Source organism: Roseomonas sp. 18066 (assembly GCF_902706185.1).
Classification (GTDB): Bacteria; Pseudomonadota; Alphaproteobacteria; order Acetobacterales; family Acetobacteraceae; genus Pseudoroseomonas.
The window spans coordinates 1-25,126 of the sequence record NZ_CACSJM010000092.1 but is presented as its reverse complement, the minus strand read 5'-3'; the positions used below and the strand labels follow the sequence as shown (position 1 = coordinate 25,126).

Sequence of the window (25,126 nt, the reverse complement as noted above, 5' to 3'; positions counted from 1 at the left end):
GCAGCGGGCTGGGCGGACTGATCTGCGCCCCGGCCTGGGCGGCGGCGCCGCCCGGCGCCAAGGCGAGGGCCAGCAAGCCGACGATGGGCAGGGTCCGGACGAGGTGCTGCGGGGCGGATCGAGGCATCGGGGCTCCTTCTCGGCGTGGCGGCGCCGCCATGCTGCAGGGGAGACGCGCCGCGATCATGGCAGGCCGGTTCAAAACCGCGCGTGCGAAACGGCCGGGCGCGCGCGCCTCACAGCGCCAGGGCGCGCAGGAAGAAGCCGCCCGCCACCAGCGCCAGGGCCAGCAGCCCGGCCAGGATGGCGTCGCGCCGGCGATGCGCCAAAGGCGGCAGGCAGGCGGCCAGGCAGACCCCGGCCAGCCAGCACAGCGACACCACGACCGACAGCACGATCAGGGCGCGTTCCAGCCCGGCCTGCAGCCCGCCGGCGCGGTCGACCCAGTCCAGGTTGCTGATGAGGGCATAGCTCGCCACCAGCCCAAGGAGGGTGGCGCCAAGCATCACCAGCGTCCGCAGCGCGAAGGACCCCATGCCTCAGCCCGCAGCCGGCGCCAGGCCGAGCAGCCGGCGCGCCTCGGCCGCGTCGGCGCCGATCTGCGCGACCAGGGCGGGCAGGCCCGAGAACTTCTGTTCGGGGCGCAGGAAATGGCGCAGGCCGACCGCGACCTCCTGGCCGTAGAGGTCGCCCGAGAAATCGAAGAGATGCGCCTCGACCCGGCTCTCGCTGCCGCCGACGGTGGGGCGCAGGCCAATATTGGCGACGCCGGGCACCACCTGGCCATCGGCCAGGGTGACGTCCACGGCATAGACGCCGCGGGCCGGCTCCAGGTGGCGGCCGAGGGGGACGTTGGCGGTGGGGAAGCCGATGGTGCGGCCGCGCTTGTCGCCATGGCTGACCGGGCCGTGGATGGTCCAGGCGCGGCCCAGCGCGGTCGCCGCCCGCTCCGGATAGCCGTCCTGCAGCGCCCGGCGGATGCCAGAGGAGGAGATCGGCCCGGTCTCGTCGGCCACGGGGGGGACGATGGTCAGGCCCATGCCCAGCTTTTCCGCCTGCGCCGCCAGGAAGGCGACATCGCCGCCGCGGCGATGGCCGAAGGCGAAGTCGGCGCCGCAGGCCAGGTGCTTCGCGCCGAGGCCCCGGTGCAGGACTTCCGACACGAAGTCCTCGGCCGACATGGCGGCGAAGGCCGCGTCGAAGGGCAGCGCCACCACCAGGTCGGCGCCGGCCGCGCGCAGCGCCGCCGCCTTGCCGGCCGCCAGCGTCAGGCGGAAGGGCGGGTCGTCGGGGCGGAAATGCTCTCTAGGGTGGGGCTCGAAGGTGAGCGCCGCCAGCTTCAGCTCCGGCCGCGCGGCATGGGCGGCGCGCAGGACGGCGCGGTGGCCACGATGCACCCCGTCGAAATTGCCCAGCGCCAGGGTGGCGCCGCGCGCCAGCTCCGGCACGCCACGCCAGTCGGTGTAGAGGGTGCCGGCGTCGCTCATCGGGCGGAGGGGGCCGCCCATTTGTCGACGGCGACCGGGCTGAAGCCGGCCAGCACGTCCAGCGCCGCGGCCGGGGCGCGCTCGAAGCGGACCATGGCGCGGTGCTTCTGGTGCAGGAAGCCTTCCTCGACCATGTGGTCGAAGACCGCGCCCATGCGCTGCCAGTAGCCCTCGGTGTCGAGGAAGACCAGGCCCTTGTCGTGGATGCCCAGCTGGGTCCAGGTGAAGGCCTCGACCGCCTCCTCCAGCGTGCCGATGCCGCCCGGCAGCACGACGAAGCCGTCCGACAGGTCGGCCATCATCGCCTTGCGCTCATGCATGGTGCCGACGACGCGCAGGTCGGTGATGGCGCCGTGGCCGACCTCGCGCCGCATCAGCGTCTCGGGGATGATGCCGATCACCTCGGCGCCCTGGCGCATGGCGGCATCCGCCACGATGCCCATCAGCCCGACATGGCCGCCGCCATAGACCAGGCCCAGGCCGCGATCGGCGATGGCGCGGCCGAGCTGGCGCGCCGCCTCGGCATAGGCCGGGTTGCCGCCGGGGTTGGAGCCGCAGAACACACAGACACGCTTCATCCTGGCCAGCACCTTGTCCTGCCGGGCGGCGTCGCCCGAGGCGCCCCGCTATCCCCCCGGGCTTAGCCCCCGGCGCCGCGAGCGACAAGCATGGGCGGGGCCATGGCATGGACAGGCGCCGGCGGCGGCGCCACAAGCTTGACCCCCCTGACGATCATGACCTGCCACAGGAGCCTGCACCCATGCCCGAAACACAGATCGGCACCAGCGAGGCCTTGCTGGAGGAGCTCCGCGGCTGGGTGGAGCTGGAGACGCCCACCACCGACCCCGCCGCCATCAACCGGCTGATCGACAAGGCCGAGGCCGAGCTGCGCGCCGTCGGCGCCGTGGTCGAGCGCATCCCCGGCCGCGACGGCTTTGGCGACCAGCTGATGGCGAAGACCCCCGAGGGCTTTGCCCGCGGCAACGGCAAGCCGGTCCTGGTTTCCGGCCATCTGGACACCGTCTGGGACCACGGCACCCTCGAGAAGACCATCCCCTTCCGCGTCGAGGGAGAAAAAGCCTTCGGCCCCGGCATCTATGACATGAAGGCCGGCAGCTTCTTCGCCTTCCATGCGCTGCGCGAGATGCTGCGCCAGAAGGTGCGGCCGATGAGCCCGATCACCCTGCTGCTGACCTCGGACGAGGAGGTCGGCAGCCCGACCAGCCGCGCCCTGATCGAGCGCGAGGCCCTGGCCTCCTGCGCCGTGCTGATCCCCGAGCCCGCCGGCGGCCCCGACAAATGCGCCGTCACCGCCCGCAAGGGGGTGGGGCGCTTCGTCGTGAAGGTGCGCGGCGTCAGCGCCCATGCCGGCGGCAACTGGTCGGACGGCGCCAGCGCCGTGGTGACCCTGGCCCGGCTGATCACCCAGATCCACGCCCTGGTCGACCTGCCCGGCGGCACCACCACCAACTGCGCCCCCATCTGGGGCGGCACCCGGCCCAATGTCATCGCCAGCGAGGCCGGCTGCGAGGTCGATTTCCGCGTGGCGACGGCGACCGACGGCGCCCGCATCGAGGCGGCGGTGAAGGCCATGGCCGGCGCCCAGCCCGAGGGCACCACCGTCGAGATCACCGGCGGCATGAACCGCCCGCCGCTGGAGGAAGGCCCGGGCAACCTGGCGCTCTACGCCAAGGCGCGGGCCATCGCGGCGGAGGTCGGCTACGACCTGCCGAAGCAGCATCGCGGCGGCGGGTCGGACGGCAATTTCACCGCGGCACTCGGCATCCCGACGCTGGACGGCCTCGGCTGCTCCGGCGCCGGCGCCCATGCCATCTTCGAGCATGTGCTGTGGCCCGAGCTGGCGCCGCGCTGCGCGACGCTGTGCGGGCTGATGGAAACCCTGTCCGAAGTTTAATCCGCCAGCCCCGGCGGCCACCCGCCGCCGGGGTCTCTTTCGCCGCCCCGCCCGCCTATCCTGTCCGCCCACCTTTCACGGACAGAACAATGGCCGAGGCGAGCCACCTGGCGCCAATCCTGACGCCCATGGTCTTCCTGGCGGCCGCCGTCGTCGCCGTGCCGCTGGCCAAGCGCATCGGCCTCGGCTCGGTGCTGGGCTATATCGCCGCCGGCATCGTCATCGGCCCCTTCGGGCTGAGGCTGATCGACACGCCCGAGCGCATCGCCGGCATCGCCGAGCTCGGCATCGTGCTGCTGCTGTTCATCATCGGGCTGGAGCTCAACCTCGGCCGGCTCTGGGCGCTGCGGAAGGACATCCTGGGCCTCGGCACCGCGCAGGTGCTGGTCTGCGGCGCGCTGCTGGCGCCCTGCGTCTGGATGGCCGGCGCCGGCTGGGGGGCGGCCAGCGTCGCCGGCCTCGGCCTGGCGCTGTCCTCGACCGCGCTGGTGATGCAGCTGCTGGCCGAGCGCGGCGAGCTCGAGGCGCCCTATGGCCGCACCGCCTTCGCGGTCCTGCTGCTGCAGGACCTGGCCATCGTGCCGCTGCTGGCCCTCGTCGCCTTCCTGTCGCCGCGGATGATGGTGGCCGAGCACCCGGTCTGGATGTCGGTGGCCATCGGGGTCGGCGCCGTCGCCGCCGTGGTGCTGGCCGGCCGCTTCCTGCTCAATCCCTTCTTCGGTCTGCTGGCCCGCGCCGGCGCGCGCGAGATCATGACCGCCGCCGCCCTGCTGGTGGTGCTGGGTGCCGCCGGGCTGATGGCGGTGGCCGGGCTGTCGATGGCGATGGGCGCCTTCCTGGCCGGGGTGCTGCTGGCCGAATCGAATTACCGCCACGAGCTGGAAGCCGATATCGAGCCCTTCCGCGGGCTGCTGCTCGGGCTGTTCTTCCTGTCGGTCGGCATGAGCGTCGACCTGGCCGTGGTCTGGGCCCAGGCGCCCCTGCTGCTGGCCGGCGTCTTTCTGCTCGTCGCCCTGAAGTCGGGCGCCACCTACGGGCTGGCGCGGGTCTTCGGCCACCCGCCGGCGACCGCGCTGCGCGCCGCGCTGATCCTGGCCCAGGGCGGCGAGTTCGGCTTCGTGTTGTATTCCGCCGCCGCCGCCGCCGGCGTCATGGGCGGCGACCTGGCCAGCCTTCTCGTCGCGCTGGTGACGCTCTCCATGGCCGTCACCCCGCCTTTGCTGCGCATGGCGCCGAAAATCCTCAGCCGCTGCGGCCGGCCGATGCCGGAGGAGGATTTCTCCGACGCCCGCGGCAGCGTCATGGTGGTGGGCTTCGGCCGCATGGGCCAGCTGGTCACCCAGGTGCTGCAGCGCCACGGGGTGCAGCCGGTGCTGATCGACACCGACGTGCAGCGCATCCAGGAAGCCGCCCGCTTCGGCAGCCGCGTCCACTATGGCGACGGCACACGGCTGGACGTGCTGCGCGCCGCCGGCGGCGGCCGCGTGCGGCTGATCGTGGTCTGCACCGAGCGGCCGGAAGTGACCAACCGCGTCGTCACCCTGGTGCAGGAAGCCTTCCCCGAGACCGCCCTGGTGGTGCGCGCCTTCGACCGCCGCCACGCCCTGACGCTGATGGAGCGCGGCATCGAGAACCCGATCCGCGAGACGGTGGAATCCGCGCTGATCCTGGGCCGCGAGGCGCTGCTGGCCCTCGGCGTCCCGCGCGACGAAGCCGAGGCGGTGGAACAGGAAGTCCGCCTGCGCGACCGCGAACGCCTGGCGGCCCAGCAGATCGGCGGCCTCTTCGCGGGTCCGGAGCCATTGACGCCGCCAAGGGTGGTGAAGATGGGGGAAGTGAAGGCGGCGGAGTAAGGGAAGATCTTTGGAAGATTGGGGGAAAAATGAATTCTTCCCCCAAGCCCCCATCATTCCTTTCTATTACCGGCCGTTTGGTGACCTGCGCTTCGACGGATGCGACACCAAAGCATCACGGCGGGGCGCCCTTAGCGCGCCGTCACAGGTCGCGCTGTCGCCGGGCCGTTTCACGTCCTGTCCCCACGTGGACACGGCAGTCCGAAAGAAAAGGGGAATTCATTCCCCTGGCCTGTCCAATCTCTCTTAAGTCCTGTGCCTGAACGGAACCTTCCGCAGCGCCGGTTCCGGCTCCGCGTGCCAGCGGCACAGTTCCGCGGCGCGGTTCCATTCGGTCAGGGTCATGCGGGTCGCGACATAGCCCGGGTTGGGTTGGCGCTGTCCCGGCGCCTGGCCGAGCTCGAAGCTGCGCGCCGGTTCCATGCTGTCGGCCGCCAGCGTGAAGCTGCAGGCCTGGCGCAGCGGATGCGCGTCGTCGGCGGCGGCGAAGAGCCAGGTGGTCACCACCTCTCCCGCCAGGTACCGGCTGCGGTGGATGGTGGTGTAGGTGGTGCCGGGCAGCGGGGCCAGGGTGGCGGGCTGCGGCGGCCGGGCCTCGGGCCATTTCGCGGCCTCGGGCTCCACCGCCTGCCAGCTGGCGCCGGCGGGGCGCAGCAGCAGCGTCGCCCAGACGCCGGCCAGGGTCAGCAGGCAGGCGAAGAGCAGCAGCCGGGTGCCGCGCGGCGGGGCCATGGCGGGCGGCGGCGGCGCCAGCCCCTCCATCGGCGGGGCGGCGGCCAGCGTGCCGGTCGGCGAGACCAGGCTGTGCCGCGCCACCTGCCCGGCCATGGCCGCGCGCATCAGCGCATCGGCGGTGGCGCCCTGCTGGCCGGCGGTGCGGGCGACGGCGCGCAGCATCAGGGCCAGGTTGAAGAATTCCCAGTTCTCCTCGGGCGGGGGCTTCACTGGTGGTCTCCGCGGACCTTGATCAGATCGGTCTCCGGGTATTCGGCGGGCAGGAAGACCAGCTTCACCCGGTCGACGGGGATTTCCTTCGGCACCTCGACCACCTGGGGCGGCGGCGGCACCGCGGCGCGCGCCCGGCGCAGGTAGTAGCGGCGGCGGGCGCGCAGCAGCCGCAGCCAGGCCTGGCGCAGCGGCGCGCCGCGGGCGCCGATCGGGGGTGGCGCGGCATAATGCAGGCTGGCCAGCAGCGGCCCGGTCAGCGCGACGGCGCCAGCCAGCGCGGCGACCAGCGCGATGCGCACGCCTTCCAGCCGCGCCGGGGTGGTGTCCTGGAACAGCGTCTCGGCGATCTGGCGCACCTGGGAACGGTCGCGCGCGGCGTCCAGCGCCAGCCGGGCGGCGCTGGCCTCGCCGGCGGCCTGCAGCAGCGCCAGCCGCGAGTCGCGCAGCTGCGTGCCCAGCGCCAGCAGGGCGGCGCGCGCCGCGGCGCCGGCCGGGGCGGCGGCGGCCAGCGCCGCGTCGCGCTCCTGCCGCAGCGCGGCCAGGCCCTGCTGCAGCCGGTCGGCCTCGGCCTCGATCCGCTGCTCGGCGTCGCGCTGCTCGGCGGCCAGGGCCTCGGCCTGCAGGGCCTGGCTCTTCATCATCTCGCCGGCCCGGCAGACGGTCTGCTCCTGCTTGACGCAACGGCGGCGCTCGGCGGCGAGCTCGGCCTCCTGGCGCGGGCGCAGCGCGGCGGCGGCCTCGGCCAGGCGCTGGCGCTCGGCCAGCAGCATCGGCCGCAGCCCGGTCAGGCGCAGCTGCGCCATGGCCTGGTCCGTGGCGGCGCGGATCGCCTCGGCCAGCCGGTCATGCGCCGCCAGCAGGCCGGCCTGATGCAGCTGCGCGAATTCCAGCGGCGGCAGCCGGGCCTCGACCAGCGGCAGGGCGGCCTCGCGGCGGGCCAGATGCGCCTCCGCCTCGGCGACGGCGCGCTCGCGGGCGGCGAAGCCGGCATTCAGCCCGAAGGCGAAGTTCTCGAAGGTGACGGCGGCCACCGCCAGCACGGCCAGCCCCGCCAGCAGCACCGCGAAGGGCGAGGCCAGCCGGAAGGCCAGGGCGATCAGCGGGATTTTCGCGAGTTCCGCCGCGGCCAGGGCGGTGAAGGGCAGCAGCAGGAGAAGGGGCGCCTCGTGCAGCGCCTCGCCCTCCTGCCAGGCATGCAGGGCCAGCAGGCAGCCGGCGCCGACGGCCAGCAGCTCGACCAGCCAGGCCAGCCACAGGATGGCGCCGGAGGGCGGCGCGGCGGCGGCGGCGGCGGGAAGCCGGCGCGGGGGCAGGGGACCGATGGTCAGGACACGCATGCCGGGAGCCTTTTGCTCGAGGCCCCGATGCAATCACAGATCCGCGATCATTTCGCCTATAAATTGAAAATCCCGGGCAGCTTTTTGGTCAGCCACCCATGATCCGGTGGAACACCGGCACCGCCGCGCCGAGCAGCGCGACGCGCGCGCGCTCGACCGGGCTGTGGGCGGTGTCCATCACCTCGGGGCCGAGGATGGCGCAGGGGGCGATCTCCTGCAGCTCGGAGGCGTCGGTGCCGAAGGGGCGGGTTTCCGCCACGCGGCCGGTCGCGGCTTCGAGGCCGCGGATGAAGGGGTGGTCGGCCGGCGTCTCCGGCGGCAGGCCCTGGCGCGCCAGGCGCAGGCCGATGCCGGCGCGGGCGGCGGCGGCCTGGACCGCGGCGATGACCGGGGCCGGGTCGATGCTGCGGCTGTAGCGGAACTTGATGCGGACCGTCGCCTTCGGCACCGTCACATTCACCGCGGCGCCGTGGTTGTCGATCACCGGGTTGAAGTCGCTGAAGGGCGGGTCGTAGGCCGGGTCCTGCAGGGCGACGTCGGTCTTCAGGCGCTCGGCCAGCGCCTGCATCTCGACCAGGAAGGGGACCAGCGCCCAGTTGGCGTTGACGCCGATGCCCAGCGAGGAATGCGCCTGCACCCCCTCGGCCTCGGCGATGAAGTCGATGTTGCTGCGGTGGCCGCGGACGGGGAGCATGCCGGTGGGCTCGGCCACGATGATGCCGCGCAGCGCCGCGCGGCGGGCGAGGGCGGAGCGCTCGGCGATCAGCCTGGCGCCCTGCTTGGTGGTCTCCTCGTCGGTGGTGATCAGCAGCGTCGCGGGCAGATGCGCCGGCAGGGTCTTCGCCGCGATGATGCAGGCGGCCAGCGGCCCCTTCATGTCGGCCGCCCCCAGCCCGTGCAGCACGCCGTCGGCGTCGATGGCGCCCGAGAAGGGGTCCGTGCTCCAGCCGGTGTCGGGCACCGTGTCCATGTGGCCGGACAGCGCGACGCCGCCCGAAGGCCCGCGATGGGCCACGATCACCTGCTTCGGCACGCCGGCCGCGTCGGCGTAGTCCAGCCGCTCGAGCTCGAAGCCCTCGAGCTCGGCGGCGATCCGGTCGGCGACCGCCCGGTTGGAGACGAAGCTGCGGCTGTCCAGGCGGACCAGGTCGGCAGCGAGGCGGGCGACGGCGTCGGTGTGCGGCATGACCCAAGGGGGTATCTTGCCGGGGCGCCCCCGGCAAGCCAGGGTGGAAGGCCATGCAAGACATCGCCTATCTCGACCCCCGCTCCGGCCAGACCTGGCCGCTTTCCGAACCCCGCTGGTGCGGCCCCGAGGGCCAGCCGCTGCTGCTGACCGACATGCCCGGCATCGAGCGTGGCCAGGTCGTGGCCGCCGAGCGCAGCCTGTGGCGCTATGCCGCCGCCCTGCCGTTCCAGCCTGTCGCGCGGATCAGCCTGGGCGAGGGCTGCACGCCGCTGGTGCAGGCCGAATGGTCGGGCGCGCCGGTCCGCTTCAAATGCGAATGGTTCATGCCGAGCGGCAGCTTCAAGGACCGCGGCGCCTCGGTCATGCTGTCGCTGCTTCGCGACCAGGGGATCAAGGCGGTGCTCGAGGACTCGTCGGGCAATGGGGGTGCCGCCATCGCCACCTATGCGGCGGCCGGCGGCATGCGGGCCAAGATCATGGTGCCGGCGTCCACCAGCCCGGCCAAGACGGTGCAGTCGAGGAGCCTGGGCGCCGAGATCGAGCTGGTGCCCGGCAGCCGGCAGGATTGCGCCGATGCCGCGCTCGCCCAGTCCAACCGCATCTTCTATGCCAGCCACAACTGGCACCCCTTCTTCCTGCACGGCACCAAGACGCTGGCCTATGAGCTGTGGGAGGACCTGGGCTTCCGGGCGCCGGACAACATCATCGTCCCCTGCGGCGCCGGGTCCAACGTGCTGGGCTGCGGCATCGGCTTCGCCGAGCTGCTGCGCGCCGGGCAGATCCGCCGCCTGCCGCGCATCTTCGCCGCCCAGCCGGAGAATTGCGGCCCGATCGCCCGCGAATGGCTGGGCGAGGACGATGCCGACCCGATGCCCACCATCGCCGAGGGCACCGCCATCGCCCAGCCGCTGCGCATGGCCGAGGTGCTGCAGGTCTTGCGCGCCTCCAACGGCGGCGCCGTGCTGCTGAGCGAGAGCGAGATCATCCGCGCCACCCGCGGCCTGGCGCAGCGCGGCTTCTATGTCGAGCCGACCTGCGCCCAGGCGGCCGCCGCCTTCGGCCGGCTGCTGGAGGACGGGCAGATCCGCCGCGAGGAGACCACGGTGGTGGTGCTGACCGGCAGCGGGCTGAAGTCGACCCAGCGCCATGCCGAGCTGGCCGGGGTCGCGCTGTGACAGAGGCCGGGCCGCGCGTCGCGCTGCTGGGCTTTTCCATCGAGTGCAACCGCTTCGCGCCGGTCGCGAAGCGGGAGGATTTCCGGGTGTGGCTGGAGGGCGAGGCGCTGCTGGCCGATGCCCGCAGCGAGGCGCCGACGCAGCTGGCCGAGATGCCGGGCTTCGTCGCCGCGATGGATGCCGCCGGGCCCTGGCAGCCACGGCCGCTGATGCTGACCGCGGCCGAGCCGAATGGCCCGGTCGACCAGCCGGTTTTCGACACCATGCTGGCGGTGTGGCGCGCCGGCCTCGAGGCGCTGCGCGGCCAGGTCGAGGGCGTCTATTGCGTGCTGCATGGCGCCGGGCTGACGACGGGTCTCGACGACCCCGAGGGCGCGGTGCAGGCGCTGGTCCGCGCCGTGCTGGGGGCGGGCGTGCCGCTGGTCTGCAGCTACGACCTGCATGGCAATGTCTCGGAAGCCATGGTGCGGGATTGCGACGCCTTCGTCGGCTACCGCACCAACCCGCATCTGGACATGCGCGAGCGCGGCGCCGAATCGGCTTTCCTGCTGCGCCGGCTGCTGGCGGGCGAGCGGTTCCACCGCGCCTTCCGCCGGCTGCCGATCGTGGCGCCGACGGTCAGCCTGCTGACGGCCAAGGGGCCCTATGGCGAGGTGATCGACCAGGGCCAGGCGCGGGCGCGCTACCTTGGCCCGGGCAAGATCGCCAATGTCTCGGTGATGGGCGGCTTCGCCTATGGCGACACGCCGTTCAACGGCTTTTCCATCATCGTCACCGGCCCCGACCGCGCCGCCTGCGAGGCGCTGGCCGAGGAGCTGGCGCGGGCCGCCTGGGACCGGCGCGACCGCTTCGTCGCCAGGCTGACGCCGCTGGTCGAGGCGACGCAGCGGGCGCTGACCACCGAGGTGCCGCTGATCTTCGCCGATGTCGCCGACAATCCGGGCGGCGGCGGTGGCGGCAACACCATGTTCATCCTGCAGGCCTTCCTGAAGGCCGGGGTGGAGGGCGCGCTGCTGGGCGTCATCCATGATCCCTCCCTGGTCGAGGAGGCGCAGGGGCTGGGCGTCGGGGCTCGTTTTGTCGCCCGCTTCAACCGGGTGCCGCGCGATGAGTTCGCGCATGCCTTCGCCGCCGAGGCGGAGGTGGTGGCGCTGTCGGATGGCCGCGTCACCGGCCGGCGCGGCATTTTTGCGAAGACGGCGGTGGCGCTGGGGGCGACGGCAGCGCTGCGGCTGGGCGGAATCGTGGTGGTGGTGATCAGCCAGCGGACGCAATGCGCCGACCCGGTGTTCCTGGAACATCTGGGCCTGGATATCGGCGCCGCCCGGGTGGTGGTGGTGAAGTCGCGCGGCCATTTCCGCGGCGGTTTCGACGAGTTCTTCTCGCCGGGCCGGGTGGTGGAGGTGGATGCGCCCGGGCTGACCTCGCCGGTGCTGGACCGCTTCAAATGGACGAAGCTGCCGCGGCCGGTGCTGCCGCTGGATGCCGGGACGGCCTGGCCCTGAGCCAGTCCCCGGTATGAGGGTCGTGGCCAGGGGAAGTCATTCCCCTGGCCTGTCGCTTCAGCCAACCGGCTTCATATCGGCGCAGATCTTTTCCAGCGCGGCGATGAGGTCGCGCGGGTCGTAGGGTTTCGCCAGGACGGGCACGTTGCGGTGCCGTTCGGGCAGTCCGGCGGCGCCATAGCCGGTGGCGACGACGAAGGGGATCGAGCTCTGCACCAGCCGGTCGGCGACCGGGATGGAGGCCTGGCCCGCCAGGTTGATATCCAGCACGGCGGCTTCCGGATGCTCGCTTTCGAACAGCGCCAGGGCTTCTTCCACCGTGGCGGCCGGGCCGAGGACGGAGGCGCCGGCCTCCATCAGGGCATCCTCGACCAGCATCGCGATCAGCGCCTCATCCTCCACGACCAGGATGCGCCGGCCGTTCAGTCCGCTCATGCGGTCTCCTCTTCAACCTGCGGTCCGCTGACGGGGCGGAAGCGGATGCTCGCCCGGAAGCCATCGGCCGCGTAGTCCAGTTCAACGGCCGAGCCGGGTCCGAGCTCGGCGGGCAGGCCCCGTTCCAGCATGCGGCTGCCGAAGCCACGCCGGCTTGGCACCCCTGTCACCGGCGGGCCTTTTTCCTCCCGCCAGTCCAGCCTGACCAGCCCCTCTGCGGTGCCATGCCAGGTTACCACCACCCGCCCTTCCGCGCAGGAAAGAGCCCCGTGCTTTGTGGCATTGGTCGCGAGTTCGTGCATCGCCAGCGCCAGTCCCAGCGCCTGCCGCGGCGCCAGCCAGACCGAGGGCCCGGTCAGCGACAGCCGCGCCACCCCGTCCGGCCCCTCCTCGACCTGCCAGGGCGCCAGCGCCGCCCGGGCGATATCCTCCATCGACGCGCCGCGCCAGGTGCGCGCCGTCAGCAGATCATGTCCGCGCGACAAAGTCAGCAGCCGCGCCTGGAAATCGTTCAGGAAGCGCGGCATGGCGTCGGCCGCGCTGCCCGCCGTGCGCGCCGTCTGCAGCGCCAGCGAATGCACGGTCGCCAGGGTGTTCTTCACCCGGTGGTTCAGCTCGCCCAGCAGCAGCAGCTGGCGCGCCTCGCTGGCCTTGGCCTGGCTGACATCGCGCGCCAGCCCGCCGCGGCGGATCATGGCGCCCTGCATGTCCAGCATCGGGAAGCCGATGTCGCGGATCCAGCGCATCACCCCGTCGGGGCGCAGGATGCGGTACTCGCTGTCGAAATTGCCGTCGCGCGCCGCCTGGGCCCAGGCCGCCTCGACCCGGTCGCGGTCGGCGGGGTGGATCGATTCGAGCCACAGCCCCGGCTGCTCGACCAGCCGCTCGCGGGCGATGCCCCAGATCCGCTCGAAGGCGGGGCTGACGAATTCCGGCTGCTCGCCGCCGGGGTCGCGCATCCACATCACGTCCGGGCTGGCCTCGGCGAAGCGGCGGAAGCGGCTTTCCGAGGCGGCGAGCGCCGCTGCCGCCTGCACCGCCGCCTCGCGCGAGGCGGCCTGGGCGGCGACCTGGCGCGACAGCGCCTCGCGCGCCTCGGCGAGCTCCGAGACATCGGTCACCGCGCCGATCCAGCGCGACACCACCCGCTCCTCGTCGAAGGCGGGCAGGGCGCGGACGACGCACCAGCGCCAGCCGCCATCCGGCCGCTTCAGCCGCAGCTCGGCGGCGAATGGCCGGCCGCGCCGCAGCGCCCGCTGCCAGCGCCCCCAGGCGGAGCGCTGGTCGACCGGATGCACCAGCTTGCCCAGCGCCGCCGGGGCGCGCTCCGGCGTCATGCCGGTGAAGTCCTGCATGCGCGGGTTGATATAGTCGATGGTGCCGTCCGGCTTGGCCGACCAGACGATCTGCGGGATCGCCTCGGCCAGGATGCGGAAGCGCAGCTCGCTCTCGGTCAGCTGGGCGGCGGCGCGGCGCTCGGCATCGATGTCGGTCAGCGCGACCACGGCGCCGGTCACCTGGGCGCGGGCGTCGCGCACCGGCGCGGCGGAGACGCGGATCCAGATCATGTTGCCGTCGCCGGTGCGGAACTGATACTCGCCGCTGACCGGCACGCCGTCGCGCAGCGCGCGGCTCAGCGGGAATTCCTCGCTGGCCATGCGGCGGCCATCGGCGTGGTAGGCCTCCCAGTCATGGCCGTAGTCGTCGATGCTGCGCGACAGGCTGATCGGGCTGCGCAGCATCTCGGCCAGGCGCCGGTTGCCCAGCAGCAGCCGGCCGCCCGGCGCCTCGGCCAGCAGCACGCCGACCGAGACATTGTCCAGCACCGCCTTCAGCCGCGCCTCCGATTCGCGCAGCGCCACCTGCGCCGCGCGCTCGTCGCTGACGTCGCGGAAGAACAGCGTGATGCCCTCGCTGGAGGGATAGACATCGGCCGAGATCCAGCGCCCCAGCGCCGGGTGGAAGGCGGTGACGCTCTGCGACACGCCCTGCCGCGCGGCGGCCTGGCAGGCGGCGCCGAAGGGCCCGCCCTCCCAGCCGGGGAAGGTCTCGGCCAGCGGCCGGCCGATGCCCTGCTGCCCGCCGGCCAGCGCCGCGGCGCGGCCGTTCAGATAGCGCAGCAGCCCGGCGCCATCGAGCACCAGCACGCTGTCGGTGGTGCTCTCCAGCACCGTCTGCAGCCGGGCGGTCAGCGCCACGCGCTCGGCCTCCAGCCGCTCGCGCTCGCGGCCGGCGCTGCGCAGCGCCTCGGCGGCGGCATCGATCTCGCGCAGCCGGGTCGGCGGGAAGCCGGGCAGGGCGCCGCCATTGCCGAAGGCCTGGGCCATGCGGCCGAGGCGGGCCAGCGGCACGGCGATGCGGCGGTCGCTCCACCAGGCCAGCATGGCGGTGAAGCCGGCCAGCAGCAGGGCGCCGGCCACCAGCACCGGGGCCAGCGCCCGCCACAGCGCGCCGTCCAGCATGTCGGCCGGCATCGCCACCAGCACCAGCCAGGGCGTGGCGCCGACCCGCTGCCAGACGGTGTAGAGCGTCTCCTCGTCGGTCGAGCGGTTGCGCGCCCAGCCGCGCGGCGCGGTGCTGGCCAGGGCCTGGGCGACGGCGCCGCCCTCCGGCCGCAGCGCGCCGATCAGCTCGGGGCGCGGCGGCATCCGGGTGATCTGCCGGCCCTCGCCGTCATACAGCGCGCCGATCCAGGTCTCCGGCAGGTTGGCGCGCTTCAGATGCGCCGCCCAGAGCCGCGAGGGATCGGTGCTGGCGGTCAGCAGCAGGGCCGCGGTGCCGCCGGGGGCGCCCTCGGGCTGGCTGCGCACCTCCTGCGTCAGGTCGATGCGGAAGGGCCGCGCCGGATTGGCCGAGGCGATCAGGTTGGAGATGCCGGCCGCCCGCGGCGGCTGGCGCATGGTGCCATTGGCCTCGGGCAGCGGGAAGGGCTGGCCGGTATCGACCAGCAGCTGGCCCAGCCGGTCGGTCAGCCGCAGCTGGGCGTCGCGCTGCAGCGGCAGGGCGCGGGCCTGGGCGTAGAAGCCGGCCAGGTCGCCTTCGCGCAGGCTGGGCGCGGCGGCCAGCGCCGCCAGCTCGCCGCGCATGTTGAGGATGTCGCGCTCCAGGCTGAAGGCCAGCTCCTGGACCGTCTCGCGCGCCTGGGCGACCAGCCGCGCGCGCTCCGCGTCGGCCACCTGGCCGGCGACGTGGAAGCCCAGGCCCCAGGCCGGCAGCAGCGCGGCCAGGGCCAGCATCATCAGATGCAGGCGGACCGTCGGGCTCCGCGGCGGCGCCCGGCCGGTCATGCCTTCCCGTGCAGCGGGCAGAACGCGAGGAGCATGCCCCTCCATGCGCGTTTGCCACGGCGCGCACAAGGGGGCGCAGGCCGCGCCGGCCACGGGCCAGGCGGCGCCAGGACGGGCGGCCGCGGGGCCGGCCCGCCAGGCCTCAGTCGGCGTATTGGCCGGCCGCCTGGATCACCGGGCGCCACTTGGCGATATCGGCCTGCCAGAAGGCGCGATGCGCGTCGGGCGTGGCCTCGTTCTGGGCGACCGGCGCGGTGCCCAGGTCGGCGAAGCGCTGGATCAGCCGCTCGTCGCGCAGCGCCACCTGCAGCGCGCGCGACAGGCGGGTGTTGATCTCGGCCGGCGTCCCCTTCGGCGAGTAGAGCCCGTGCCAGACGGTGACCTCCATCCCCGGCAGCCCGGCCTCGGCCGCCGTCGGCAGCTCGGGCAGCGACGGCAGGCGCTGCGCCGTGGTGACGGCGAAGGCGCGCACCGCGCCGGCACGGATATGGCTGGTGGTGTTGGTGGTCTGGTCGCACATCAGGTCGACGGTGCCGGCGATCAGGTCGGTCATGGCAGGGCCCGTGCCGCGATAGGGCACGGTGGTCATCGGCGCGTCGATCGCCTTCTGCAGCAGCAGGCCGCAGAGATGGCTGGCGGCGCCGATGCCGGCATTGGCGTAGTTGATCTTCACCTGGTCGCGGCGGACGAGGGCCACCAGCTCGGCCAGGTTGGTGGCGGCGATGTCCTTGCGGCCGATGATGGTCATCGGCACCGCGGTGACCAGGCCGATGGTCTCGAAGCCACCCACCGGGTCGTAGGACAGGCGGCGATACAGCGTCGGCGTGGTGCCCATGCCGATATGGTGCAGCAGCAGGGTGTAGCCGTCGGGGCGCGCCTGGGCGACGCGGCCGGCGCCCAGCGTGCCGCCGGCGCCGCCGACATTCTCCACCACCACGGTCTGGCCCAGGTCGCGGCCCATCACCTCGGCCACCAGCCGGGTCACCGTGTCGGTCGGGCCGCCGGCGGCGAAGGGGACGATGACGGTGATGGTGCGGGTGGGGAAGGCGCCCTGCGCCGCGGCGGTCGTGGGGGCGGCGGCCGGCGCCAGGAAGGCGGCGGCCAGCAAGGCCATCAGGCTGCGACGCATCATCTCGACCGATTCTCCCGTTAATTTAATTATTTCGCTATCTGGCCGAGACCCGGGGGGGCGCGTCAACCTCGGCGATCCGTTTTTTGGGGAGAAGCGGTCGGTCCCGCCTCAGCGGGACAGGTCGATGACCAGCACGGCGAGAAGAAAGGTGCCGCCCAGGCCGGTGGCGAGCGCCAGCCGGCCGGGCAGGGTGCGGCGCCAGGGCAGGCCGATCACCGCCAGCGTCAACAGCAGCAGCAGGGCGCCCGGCCAGTAGAAGACCGCCAGCGCCAGCAGGATATCCGGACCGAGGAGAGTGGCCTTCGCCACTCAGCTGTCCATCTTCAGGGCGGCGATGAAAGCGCTCTGCGGGATCTCGACCTTGCCGAACTGCCGCATGCGCTTCTTGCCTTCCTTCTGCTTGTCCAGAAGTTTTCTCTTTCTGCTGATGTCGCCGCCGTAGCACTTCGCCGTCACGTCCTTCGACATGGCGGAGATGGTCTCGCGCGCGATCACCCGGCCGCCGATCGCCGCCTGGATGGGGATCTTGAACAGCTGGCGGGGGATCAGCTCCTTCAGCTTCTCGCAGATCGACCGGCCGCGGCGCTCGGCCTGGCTGCGATGGGCCAGGAAGGACAGGGCATCGACCGGCTCGGCATTGACCATGATCGAGATCTTGACCAGGTCGCCCTCGGCATAGCCGTCCATGGTGTAGTCGAAGGAGGCGTAGCCGCGGCTGACGCTCTTCAGCCGGTCGTAGAAGTCGAAGACCACCTCGTTCAGCGGCAGGCGATAGACCGCCATGGCGCGGTTGCCGACATAGGTCAGCTCCACCTGCTGGCCGCGGCGCTCGGTGCACAGCGTCAGGATCGAGCCCAGATGCTCGTCCGGCACCATGATCGTCGCCTTGATCCAGGGCTCCTGGATCGACTTGATCAGGGTCGGGTCGGGCATGTCGGCGGGGTTGTGCAGGTCCAGCAGGTCGCCCTTGTTCAGCTCGAGCTTGTAGACCACCGAGGGCGCGGTCGCGATCAGGTCGAGGTCGAACTCGCGGCTCAGCCGCTCCTGGATGATCTCCAGGTGCAGCAGGCCGAGGAAGCCGCAGCGGAAGCCGAAGCCCAGCGCCGCCGAGCTCTCCGCCTCGAAATGGAAGCTCGAATCGTTCAGCCGCAGCTTGCCCAGGCTATCGCGCAGCTTCTCGAAGTCATCGGCATCGACCGGGTACAGCCCGCACCAGACCACCGGGATCGAGGGCTTGAAGCCCGCCAGCGGCTCGGAGGCCGGGTTGCGCTCGTCGGTGATGGTGTCGCCGACATTGGTCTCGGCGACCGTCTTGATGGCGGCGTTGAGGTAGCCCATCTCGCCCGGGCCCAGGTAGTCGACGGGCGTCATCTTCGGGCGGAAGACGCCGACGCTGTCCACCGTCTGGGTGGTGCCCTCGGCCATGAAGCGGATCTTCTGGCCCTTGCGGATGGAGCCGTCCTTCACCCGGATCAGGATGATGACGCCCAGATACGGGTCGTACCAGCTGTCGACCAGCAGCGCCTTCAGCGGCGCGTCCGGGTTGCCGGTCGGCGCCGGCAGGCGGGTGACGATCGCCTCCAGCACGCCCTCGATGTTCAGCCCCGACTTGGCGCTGATCTCGACCGCTTCCGAGGCGTCGAGGCCGATGACATCCTCGATCTGCTGCTTCACCCGGTCGGGTTCGGCGGCCGGCAGGTCGATCTTGTTGAGGACCGGGACGATCTCGTGGTTGGCGTCGATCGCCTGGTAGACATTGGCCAGGGTCTGCGCCTCGACGCCCTGGCTGGCGTCGACGACGAGAAGGGAACCCTCGCAGGCGGCCAGGCTGCGGCTCACCTCATAGGCGAAGTCGACATGGCCCGGCGTGTCCATCAGGTTCAGGACATAGTCCTGGCCGTCCTTCGCCTTGTAGTCCAGGCGGACGGAGGCCGCCTTGATGGTGATGCCGCGCTCCTGCTCCAGCTCCATGCTGTCGAGCATCTGCTCCTTCATGTCGCGCAGCGCGACGGAGCCGGTGGCCTGGATCAGACGATCGGCCAGCGTCGACTTGCCGTGGTCGATATGCGCGATGATCGAGAAGTTGCGGATACGGGACAGCGGGGTATTGGTCATGCGATTCCGGCGGCGATCGGGGGGCGGAGGGTGGCCCGCCGCGTTCAGCCCCTGCAAATAGGGCAAGCGGCGTCGAAATCAAAGCGGAAGGGACATCCGGCCCTGGCGCCGGCGATGCCATCAATGCTTCATGCAGGGGTTAACCGGCCGGCAACACCCTGGGCCTAGCCAGGCCGCGGCTTTTCCCGAAGGTGCCTCCTGACCATCGCTGCCCTCCTGCCCCCGGCCCAGTTCGGCGCCGTGCCACAGCCCCTCCCCGCTGGCGAGGCCCTGCTGCGCCAGGCGGAACGCCAGCTGCGCTGCGCCCTGCAGCCGATCGTCGACAGCCATACCGGCAGCCTCTACGGCGTCGAGGCGCTGATGCGCGGCCATGACACCCTGGGCTTCGCCACCCCCTGCGCCCTGCTGGACCAGGCCGCGCGCGAGGGGGTGCTGCCGGCGATGGAGCAGCTGCTGCACCGGTTGGCCGTCGCCGCCTTCGCCGCCATCCCCGATGCCGGGCGGCGCCGGCTGTTCCTCAACCTCGACGGCCGCGCCATGGCCGGGCCTGAGGCGGAGGCGCTGCTGGCCGGGCTGACGGGCCTGCTGCAGGCGGCCGGCCTGCCTGGCTCCTGCCTGTGCATCGAGCTGTCGGAGCGGCTGGACGCGCCGGCGCTGCCCGGCTTCGCGCAGCTGCGCGCCGCCTGCCGGGCGCAGGGCATCCGCTTCGCCGCCGATGATTTCGGCCGCGGCCGGGCGGAGACCCGGCTGCTGTTCGAGGGCGGCGTCGACTATGTGAAGATCGACCGCTTCCTGGTCTCCGGCCTGGCGCGCGACAGCCGGCGGCGGATCTTCGTCAGCCATGTCGCGGGCCTGGCGCGCATGCTGGGCCTGCGCGTCGTGGCCGAGGGGGTCGAGACCGAGGATGATTTCCTGGCCGCCCGCGCCCTCGGCTGCGAGCTGATCCAGGGCTACTACGTCGCCCGGCCCGACACCGCCCCCGGCGCCATCCGCGCCGTCTATCCCGGGCTGATGCAGGCCACCGCGGAAGAGCACCGCCGCCGCGCCCAGAACGGCGACAGCGAGCTGCTGCTGGCCGCGGTCGAGCGGCTGCCGGCGCTGTGCCGCACCGACCATGTCGAGCGCGCCTTCGAGATCCTGCGCCACGAGCCCGACCGGACCGTCATCCCGGTGGTCGATGTGGCCGGCGCGCCCCAGGGCGTGGTGCGCGAGCGCGACCTGCGCCCCTTCATCTATGGCCGCTTCGGCCGCGACCTGCTGAGCAACCGCAACGTGGCCAGCGCGCTGGAGCCCTTCCTGGTGCCCTGCCCGGTGGCCAGCCTGCATGCCGATGCCGATACCCTGCTGCAGATCTATGCCGGGGCGCCGCCGGGCTGCGAGGGCATCCTGCTGCAGGATGACGGGCGCTATGTCGGGCTGATCTCGGCCTCGGCGCTGGTCGGCCTGCTGCACGAGAAGCGGCTGCGCCTGGCGCTGGACCAGAACCCGCTGACCCGGCTGCCGGGCAACCTGTCGGTGGCCGCCCATGCGGCGGCGGCCTCGGTGCGGTCGGAGGCGGCGCGCTACCTCTGCTATTTCGACTTCGATCACTTCAAGCCGTTCAACGACCGCTACGGCTTCCTCAATGGCGACCGGGCCATCACCCTGTTCGCGGAAGCGCTGCGCCGGCATTTCCCGGAAGGCGAGGGGATCTTCATCGGCCATATCGGCGGCGACGATTTCTTCGCCGGCGTCTCCGGCCCGGCGCCGGAGGAGCTGCGCGCGCGGCTGGCCAGGATGCTGGGCGACTTCGCGGCTTCGGTGGTGAATTTCTACACCCCGGCGGAGCGGGCCGCAGGCCTGGTGCCGGGGAAGGACCGCGACGGGCGGATGCGGGATTTCCCGCTGCTGCGCTGCTCGGCGGCGGTGCTGGAAATCCCGGCCGGGCGGCCGGGATGCGCGCCGGATCGGTTGCTGGCCGAGGTGGCGCAGCAGAAGTCGAGCGCCAAGGCGTCGGCGGAAGGTCTGGCCTGGGTTATTTTGAGTAAGTAAGAGTTCTTTTTTATAAAAAAGAACCAAAAAATTTTCATTCATCTGGCGCCCCGCGGATGGCCTGATGCGGGACGCCAAGCTGAGAGAAGTCTTTTTGCTTCTTTTTCTTCAGAAAAAGAAGATTCTCAAACTCATAAAAAAGGCCGGATCCCCTGAAGGATCCGGCCTCGCTTGGTTTATTCCGCCGCCAGACGTAGCGCCGGATTGGCCAGCCGCTCATAAAGGGCGACGTAATCCTCGGCCATGCGGCGCGCGGTGAAGCGCTGCTCGAAGCGGGCACGCACCGCCTCGCGCGACAGGTTCTTCAGCCGCGGCACGGCGGCGATGGCTTCGGCCATGCTGTCCACCGCGAAGCCGGTGACGCCCTCGTCGATCACCTCGGCCACCGAGCCGTGGCGGAAGGCGATAACCGGCGTGCCGCAGGCCATGGCCTCGATCATCACCAGGCCGAAGGGCTCCGGCCAGTCGATCGGGGTGACCAGGCCGATGGCGCCCGACAGGAAGCCCGGCTTCTGGGTCTCGTCGATCTCGCCGATGAACTCGATCAGCGGATGCGCCAGCATCGGCTTGATCTTGGTCTCGAAGTAGTCGACGTCGACGCGGTCCACCTTGGCCGCGATCTTCAGCGGCGTGTTGGTGGCGATGGCGATCTCGATGGCCCGGTCGCAGCGCTTCTCGGGCGCGATGCGGCCGAGGAAGGCAAGGTAGCCCGGGGTGATGTCGGCCCGCGGCGTCAGCAGCTTCTCCGGCAGGCCGTGATAGACATTGCCCGCCCAGCTCGCCTGCGGCAGCGGCCGGCGCTGGTCGTTGGAGATCGAGACCACCGGCGCCTGGCTGAAGGTGTCGAACACCGGCTGCAGCTCCGGCAGGTCGAGGCGCCCGTGCAGCGTGGTCACGAAGGGCACGCTCTGCCGCGAGAACAGCGAGAAGGGCAGGTAGTCCAGGTGGAAATGCAGCAGGTCGAACTCGTGCCGGCGGCGGTAGACCTGCTCCAGCATGACCGCCAGCGGCGCGTTGGTGTCGCGCACGGAGGGGTCGAGGCGCAGCGCCTTCTTGCTGCCGGCGGCGAGCGTCGCTTTGGTGATCGAGTCGCCCGAGGCGAACAGCGTCACCTCGTGGCCCATCTCGACCAGCTCCTCGGTGATGTAGGAGACGATCCGCTCGGTGCCACCATACAGCTTCGGGGGCACGGCTTCGGTCAGGGGAGCGATCTGCGCGATACGCATCGGGTCGGATCTCCTGGGTAAATGCCCCGGCCTCGCGGCCGACGGCAGCCCTCTGGGTTTGCCAAGATGGCTTGCCGCTGGGGCTTGCCACTGAGCGAACACTCGCAGGCGATTGAGGTAGGGTTCAGGCAAACTTCGCCACGATTTCGTCTTGATGCAGGTGTTCTCTGCTCATCAACGCGGATGCAGCCTGCCCTCACGAGCATGTGCACCAAAGACGAAGGAGCACCCCCCGATGCGCGACGACTCGACCGATCTGCTGCGCCTCGCCCGGCGCCCCGTCGGCTTCCTGTTCCGCCATATCCGTCCCTGGGCCGGTGGCCATGCGACGGTGATGGCGGCGGTGCTGGGCGCGGTGGGCTGCTCCGTCGGCTCCAACTACGCGGTGAAGCACCTGATCGACACGCTGGCGGGCGGGCCGGGCTCGGCCAGCATGGCCGCCGTCTGGACCGCCTTCGCCATCCTGGCCGGCATCATCGCCGCCGATAACCTGCTGTGGCGCGTCGGCGGCTGGATCGCGGCCGACCGCTTCCCCAAGGTGACGGCGAACATGCGGGCCGAGCTGTTCCGCCACCTGTCCGGCCATTCGCCGGGCTTCTTCGCCAACCGCTCGGCCGGCACGCTGGCCAGCCGGATCAGCGCCACCGGCAATGCCGGCTTCACCGTGCTGCAGAACTTCACCTGGCACACCGTGCCGCCGGCCGTCGCCGTGGTGCTGGCCATCGGCTTCCTGGCCAGCGTCGACCCGGTGATGGCGGGCTGCCTGGTGCTGGCCGCGGCGACGCTGGCCATCGGCGTCGCCTGGCTGGGCCGCAAGGGCGAGGGGCTGCACGACCGCTTCGCCAGCCGCGCCGCCACCGTCGACGGCCAGCTGGTCGACGTGGTGCAGAACTTCTCCCTGGTCCGGGCCTTCGGCGCCTTCGGCCGCGAATCGGCCCGGCTGGACGGCGCCCTGGCCGCCGAGAGCGCCGCCCGCCGCGCCAGCCTGCGCTACCTCGAGAAGCTGCGCCTGGTGCATGGCGTGGCCACCGCCGTGCTGACCGCCATGCTGCTGGGCTGGGTGGTGAACCTGTGGCAGCTGGGCCGCGCCACCACCGGTGACATCGTGCTGGTCTGCACCCTGGGCTTCACCATCCTGCATGCCTCCCGCGACCTCGCCATGGCGCTGGTCGACCTGACCCAGTACGTCGCCCGGATGCGCGAGGCCCTCGTCGCCCTGCTGGTGCCGCATGACCTGCCGGATGCCGAGAACGCCCATGCCCTGGCGGCCAAGGGCGGCCACGTGGTCTTCCAGAACGTCACCTTCCGCTACCCCTCGGCCCCCGAGGATGCCGCCCCCGTGCTGCGCGGCCTGGAGCTGGACATCCAGCCGGGCCAGAAGGTCGGCGTGGTCGGCCGCTCCGGCGCCGGCAAGTCGACCCTGCTGACCCTGCTGCAGCGCCACTCGGCGCCGCAGGCCGGCGCGGTGACCATCGACGGCCAGGACATCGCCGAGGCCAGCCGCGAGAGCCTGGCCGACACCATCGCCGTGGTGCCGCAGGACGTGGCCCTGTTCCACCGCACCGTGCTGGAGAACATCCGCTACGCCCGCCCCGACGCCAGCGACGAGGAGGTGCTGGCTGCCGCCGAGGCCGCCCGCTGCCGCGAGTTCATCGAGGCCCTGCCCGAGGGCTTCGAGACCATCGTCGGCGACCGCGGCGCCAAGCTGTCCGGTGGCCAGCGCCAGCGCCTGGCGATCGCCCGCGCGCTGCTGAAGAACGCGCCGATCCTGCTGCTGGACGAGGCGACCTCCGCCCTCGACTCGGAGTCGGAAGCCGAGGTGCAGCGCGCGCTCGACGGGCTGATGCAGGGCCGCACCGTGATCGCCGTGGCCCACCGCCTGGCGACCCTGACCAACTTCGACCGCATCGTGGTCATGGAAGGCGGCCAGGTGATCCAGGACGGCGCGCCGGAGCTGCTGATGCGCCGCCCGGGGCCGTACCAGGACATGGTTCGCCGGCAGGCCGAGGGGCTGCAGGTCGCGGCCTGAAGCCAAGACAAGGGCAAGGCCAGGGGAATGAATTCCCCTGGATTTTTCTGTCAGGCTGCCGCCGTCTCCTGGCCAGGTGGGGCGCGGCACTCCAACGAGGCGCGACCGTCCCGGTCGCGCCTTTTCATATGGATGCGTCCCGCCGCCATGCCCTGGTGTCGCTGCCGGCGCAGGCGCTGGCCCCCGAACGGCCGGTCATCAGAAAAAAGAAGGGGGGCTCGGGGGAATTCATTCCCCCGACCTGTCCCCTGCCTTCTCTTCAAAGGACCGGCGGCATCTTCCGGGCGAGGCGTTTGGCGATCCAGTATCCCAGCAGCCCGCTGACGGGCGCCGCGGGCAGGACCAGGATCCAGCCGGCGTGGACGTTGTTCACCACCAGGCCCAGGCCGATGCCCAGCATCAGGCCGCCGACGAGGCTGCCGGTCACGCCGGCTGTCAGCCCCAGGATCAGAATGTCCGAGCGTGTCACCATAAGATTCGCGATACGGCGGATGACGATGGTTTGACAAGCGGGCTGGCGGGGGGGTAAAGGCGCGCTCCCTTCCGGGAAAGCGGATGCAGGCTCGTCCTGCGTCCCGCCCTTGGCGTGTTTGCCTTGGGACTACCGGGACATCAGCGACATCGTTCGAAGAACGGGTCATAACAAGAAGGAGCCCGCGGCATGACCAAGCGCGCGGAAAGCAAGTACAAGATCAATCGCCGTCTCGGCGTGAACCTGTGGGGCCGCGCCAAGTCCCCGGTCGCCAAGCGCGAGTACGGCCCCGGCCAGCACGGCCAGCGCCGCAAGCAGAAGCCGACCGACTTCGGCGTTCAGCTGATGGCCAAGCAGAAGCTGAAGGGCTACTACGGCAACATCGGCGAGAAGCAGTTCCGCAAGTATTACGAGGAGGCCGTCCGCCGCAAGGGCGACACCTCCGAGAACCTGATCGAGCTGCTGGAGCGCCGCCTGGACGCCGTGGTCTATCGCCTGAAGTTGGCGATCACCCCCTTCGCCTCGCGCCAGTTCGTCAACCATGGCCACATCACGGTCAATGGCAAGCGCGTCAACATTCCCTCCTATCTGGTGCGTGACAACGACGTCATCGAGGTCAAGGAGAAGTCGAAGCAGCTGGTCGCGGTGCTCGATGCCGCCCAGTCCGGCGAGCGCGAGGTCCCCGAGTATCTCGAGGTCGACCACCGCCAGATGAAGGGCCGCTTCCTGCGCGCCCCGAAGCTGTCGGACGTGCCCTACCCGGTGCAGATGGAGCCGAACCTGGTCGTCGAGTTCTACTCGCGCTGACCGGAGGCGGCGGGGTCACCCGCCGCGCCAGACTTTCGAGGGGGAGGGCCGCAGGGCTCTCCCCTTTTTTTGTCTGTGCCGCAAAAGCCACGCCCGTGCTTCGGCGCGGCGGCGGCGGGCTCGGGCGCCTGGGCAAGGTTGCGACAACGTTATAGCCTGTCCATCACCGCGACCCGCCCGCCC

Annotated in this window: 20 protein-coding genes; 7 read left to right on the top strand and 13 right to left on the bottom strand. The window is 71.6% G+C overall.

Annotation, left to right across the window (positions count from 1 at the left end; all coding sequences use genetic code 11):
* Nucleotides 1-236: 236 nt before the first annotated feature.
* The 3 genes from GVN67_RS18370 to GVN67_RS18360 are packed head-to-tail and all read right to left on the bottom strand — an operon-like array spanning nt 237 to nt 2,065.
* On the bottom strand, nt 237-536 hold the full coding sequence (locus GVN67_RS18370) for a hypothetical protein (RefSeq protein WP_159998624.1): 300 nt from the start codon (nt 534-536) through the stop codon (nt 237-239).
* 3 nt (nt 537-539) lie between these two features.
* Nucleotides 540-1,487: a bifunctional riboflavin kinase/FAD synthetase gene (locus GVN67_RS18365; protein ID WP_159998622.1), complete on the bottom strand. Its 948-nt coding sequence runs from the start codon at nt 1,485-1,487 to the stop codon at nt 540-542.
* Nucleotides 1,484-2,065: a TIGR00730 family Rossman fold protein gene (locus GVN67_RS18360; protein WP_159998620.1), complete on the bottom strand. Its 582-nt coding sequence runs from the start codon at nt 2,063-2,065 to the stop codon at nt 1,484-1,486. Before GVN67_RS18360 ends, GVN67_RS18365 begins: the two co-directional genes overlap by 4 nt.
* Nucleotides 2,066-2,247: 182 nt before the next feature.
* On the opposite strand from GVN67_RS18360, the gene GVN67_RS18355 reads away from it, so the two are divergent.
* Both GVN67_RS18355 and GVN67_RS18350 read left to right on the top strand, forming a co-directional pair.
* A complete protein-coding gene (locus GVN67_RS18355) occupies nt 2,248-3,402 on the top strand; it encodes a M20 family metallopeptidase (RefSeq protein WP_159998618.1) in 1,155 nt (384 codons plus the stop codon).
* An 89-nt stretch (nt 3,403-3,491) separates the two neighbouring features.
* Nucleotides 3,492-5,255, top strand: a complete 1,764-nt coding sequence (locus GVN67_RS18350; protein WP_159998616.1) for a monovalent cation:proton antiporter-2 (CPA2) family protein — start codon at nt 3,492-3,494, stop codon at nt 5,253-5,255.
* A 246-nt stretch (nt 5,256-5,501) separates the two neighbouring features.
* On the opposite strand, the gene GVN67_RS18345 is transcribed toward GVN67_RS18350, so the two are convergent.
* From GVN67_RS18345 to GVN67_RS18335, 3 genes are all read right to left on the bottom strand, one after another.
* Nucleotides 5,502-6,200, bottom strand: a complete 699-nt coding sequence (locus tag GVN67_RS18345; protein WP_159998614.1) for a hypothetical protein — start codon at nt 6,198-6,200, stop codon at nt 5,502-5,504.
* Complete coding sequence (locus GVN67_RS18340; protein WP_159998612.1) at nt 6,197-7,540, bottom strand: hypothetical protein; 1,344 nt, start codon at nt 7,538-7,540, stop codon at nt 6,197-6,199. Before GVN67_RS18340 ends, GVN67_RS18345 begins: the two co-directional genes overlap by 4 nt.
* 88 nt (nt 7,541-7,628) lie before the next feature.
* Nucleotides 7,629-8,726 carry a M20 family metallopeptidase gene (locus GVN67_RS18335; protein WP_159998610.1) on the bottom strand — a complete coding sequence of 366 codons (1,098 nt, stop codon included), beginning with the start codon at nt 8,724-8,726 and terminating at the stop codon, nt 7,629-7,631.
* Nucleotides 8,727-8,779: 53 nt separating this feature from the next.
* On the opposite strand from GVN67_RS18335, the gene GVN67_RS18330 reads away from it, so the two are divergent.
* Together GVN67_RS18330 and GVN67_RS18325 are read left to right on the top strand one after the other, a co-directional pair.
* Nucleotides 8,780-9,904 (top strand): pyridoxal-phosphate dependent enzyme, encoded by a 1,125-nt coding sequence (locus tag GVN67_RS18330; RefSeq protein WP_159998608.1) that lies wholly within the window; start codon nt 8,780-8,782, stop codon nt 9,902-9,904.
* Nucleotides 9,901-11,409, top strand: coding sequence for a M81 family metallopeptidase (locus GVN67_RS18325; RefSeq protein WP_159998606.1), 1,509 nt, complete (start codon nt 9,901-9,903; stop codon nt 11,407-11,409). Before GVN67_RS18330 ends, GVN67_RS18325 begins: the two co-directional genes overlap by 4 nt.
* Before the next feature lie 57 nt (nt 11,410-11,466).
* On the opposite strand, the gene GVN67_RS18320 is transcribed toward GVN67_RS18325, so the two are convergent.
* The 5 genes from GVN67_RS18320 to lepA form a co-directional block, all read right to left on the bottom strand.
* Complete coding sequence (locus GVN67_RS18320) at nt 11,467-11,844, bottom strand: response regulator (protein WP_159998604.1); 378 nt, start codon at nt 11,842-11,844, stop codon at nt 11,467-11,469.
* Nucleotides 11,841-15,131, bottom strand: a complete 3,291-nt coding sequence (locus GVN67_RS18315; RefSeq protein WP_159998602.1) for a PAS domain-containing protein — start codon at nt 15,129-15,131, stop codon at nt 11,841-11,843. Before GVN67_RS18315 ends, GVN67_RS18320 begins: the two co-directional genes overlap by 4 nt.
* 142 nt (nt 15,132-15,273) lie before the next feature.
* Nucleotides 15,274-16,263 (bottom strand): tripartite tricarboxylate transporter substrate-binding protein, encoded by a 990-nt coding sequence (locus GVN67_RS18310; protein WP_159998600.1) that lies wholly within the window; start codon nt 16,261-16,263, stop codon nt 15,274-15,276.
* 108 nt (nt 16,264-16,371) lie between these two features.
* Nucleotides 16,372-16,572 (bottom strand): hypothetical protein, encoded by a 201-nt coding sequence (locus tag GVN67_RS18305; protein WP_159998598.1) that lies wholly within the window; start codon nt 16,570-16,572, stop codon nt 16,372-16,374.
* Nucleotides 16,573-18,378: a translation elongation factor 4 gene (lepA, locus tag GVN67_RS18300; RefSeq protein WP_159998596.1), complete on the bottom strand. Its 1,806-nt coding sequence runs from the start codon at nt 18,376-18,378 to the stop codon at nt 16,573-16,575.
* A gap of 240 nt (nt 18,379-18,618) precedes the next feature.
* On the opposite strand from lepA, the gene GVN67_RS18295 reads away from it, so the two are divergent.
* The gene (locus GVN67_RS18295; RefSeq protein ID WP_159998594.1) at nt 18,619-20,409 is read left to right on the top strand and encodes a GGDEF domain-containing protein; all 1,791 of its coding nucleotides are present in this window, start codon (nt 18,619-18,621) and stop codon (nt 20,407-20,409) included.
* Nucleotides 20,410-20,585: 176 nt separating this feature from the next.
* On the opposite strand, the gene GVN67_RS18290 is transcribed toward GVN67_RS18295, so the two are convergent.
* Nucleotides 20,586-21,635, bottom strand: a complete 1,050-nt coding sequence (locus GVN67_RS18290) for a glycosyltransferase family 4 protein (protein WP_159998592.1) — start codon at nt 21,633-21,635, stop codon at nt 20,586-20,588.
* 235 nt (nt 21,636-21,870) lie between these two features.
* On the opposite strand from GVN67_RS18290, the gene GVN67_RS18285 reads away from it, so the two are divergent.
* On the top strand, nt 21,871-23,664 hold the full coding sequence (locus tag GVN67_RS18285) for an ABC transporter ATP-binding protein (protein WP_159998590.1): 1,794 nt from the start codon (nt 21,871-21,873) through the stop codon (nt 23,662-23,664).
* Between the two features lie 259 nt (nt 23,665-23,923).
* On the opposite strand, the gene GVN67_RS18280 is transcribed toward GVN67_RS18285, so the two are convergent.
* Nucleotides 23,924-24,136, bottom strand: a complete 213-nt coding sequence (locus tag GVN67_RS18280) for a hypothetical protein (RefSeq protein ID WP_159998588.1) — start codon at nt 24,134-24,136, stop codon at nt 23,924-23,926.
* A gap of 189 nt (nt 24,137-24,325) precedes the next feature.
* Here GVN67_RS18280 and rpsD point away from each other — a divergent pair, with 189 nt between their 5' ends.
* Entirely contained in the window at nt 24,326-24,943 is a 618-nt protein-coding gene (gene rpsD / locus GVN67_RS18275; protein ID WP_159998585.1) for a 30S ribosomal protein S4, read from the top strand.
* The last annotated feature ends 183 nt before the right edge of the window (nt 24,944-25,126 follow it).

What these genes read in the sequence shown, in the direction of transcription:
- GVN67_RS18315 (WP_159998602.1), bottom strand. Translation starts at nt 15,131, where the DNA reads ATGACCGGCCGGGCGCCGCCGCGGAGCCCGACGGTCCGCCTGCATCTG.
- GVN67_RS18335 (WP_159998610.1), bottom strand. Translation starts at nt 8,726, where the DNA reads ATGCCGCACACCGACGCCGTCGCCCGCCTCGCTGCCGACCTGGTCCGC.
- GVN67_RS18340 (WP_159998612.1), bottom strand. Translation starts at nt 7,540, where the DNA reads ATGCGTGTCCTGACCATCGGTCCCCTGCCCCCGCGCCGGCTTCCCGCC.
- GVN67_RS18370 (WP_159998624.1), bottom strand. Translation starts at nt 536, where the DNA reads ATGGGGTCCTTCGCGCTGCGGACGCTGGTGATGCTTGGCGCCACCCTC.
- GVN67_RS18360 (WP_159998620.1), bottom strand. Translation starts at nt 2,065, where the DNA reads ATGAAGCGTGTCTGTGTGTTCTGCGGCTCCAACCCCGGCGGCAACCCG.
- GVN67_RS18310 (WP_159998600.1), bottom strand. Translation starts at nt 16,263, where the DNA reads ATGATGCGTCGCAGCCTGATGGCCTTGCTGGCCGCCGCCTTCCTGGCG.
- GVN67_RS18285 (WP_159998590.1), top strand. Translation starts at nt 21,871, where the DNA reads ATGCGCGACGACTCGACCGATCTGCTGCGCCTCGCCCGGCGCCCCGTC.
- GVN67_RS18330 (WP_159998608.1), top strand. Translation starts at nt 8,780, where the DNA reads ATGCAAGACATCGCCTATCTCGACCCCCGCTCCGGCCAGACCTGGCCG.
- lepA (WP_159998596.1), bottom strand. Translation starts at nt 18,378, where the DNA reads ATGACCAATACCCCGCTGTCCCGTATCCGCAACTTCTCGATCATCGCG.
- GVN67_RS18350 (WP_159998616.1), top strand. Translation starts at nt 3,492, where the DNA reads ATGGCCGAGGCGAGCCACCTGGCGCCAATCCTGACGCCCATGGTCTTC.
- GVN67_RS18290 (WP_159998592.1), bottom strand. Translation starts at nt 21,635, where the DNA reads ATGCGTATCGCGCAGATCGCTCCCCTGACCGAAGCCGTGCCCCCGAAG.
- GVN67_RS18355 (WP_159998618.1), top strand. Translation starts at nt 2,248, where the DNA reads ATGCCCGAAACACAGATCGGCACCAGCGAGGCCTTGCTGGAGGAGCTC.
- GVN67_RS18320 (WP_159998604.1), bottom strand. Translation starts at nt 11,844, where the DNA reads ATGAGCGGACTGAACGGCCGGCGCATCCTGGTCGTGGAGGATGAGGCG.
- GVN67_RS18365 (WP_159998622.1), bottom strand. Translation starts at nt 1,487, where the DNA reads ATGAGCGACGCCGGCACCCTCTACACCGACTGGCGTGGCGTGCCGGAG.
- GVN67_RS18280 (WP_159998588.1), bottom strand. Translation starts at nt 24,136, where the DNA reads ATGGTGACACGCTCGGACATTCTGATCCTGGGGCTGACAGCCGGCGTG.
- rpsD (WP_159998585.1), top strand. Translation starts at nt 24,326, where the DNA reads ATGACCAAGCGCGCGGAAAGCAAGTACAAGATCAATCGCCGTCTCGGC.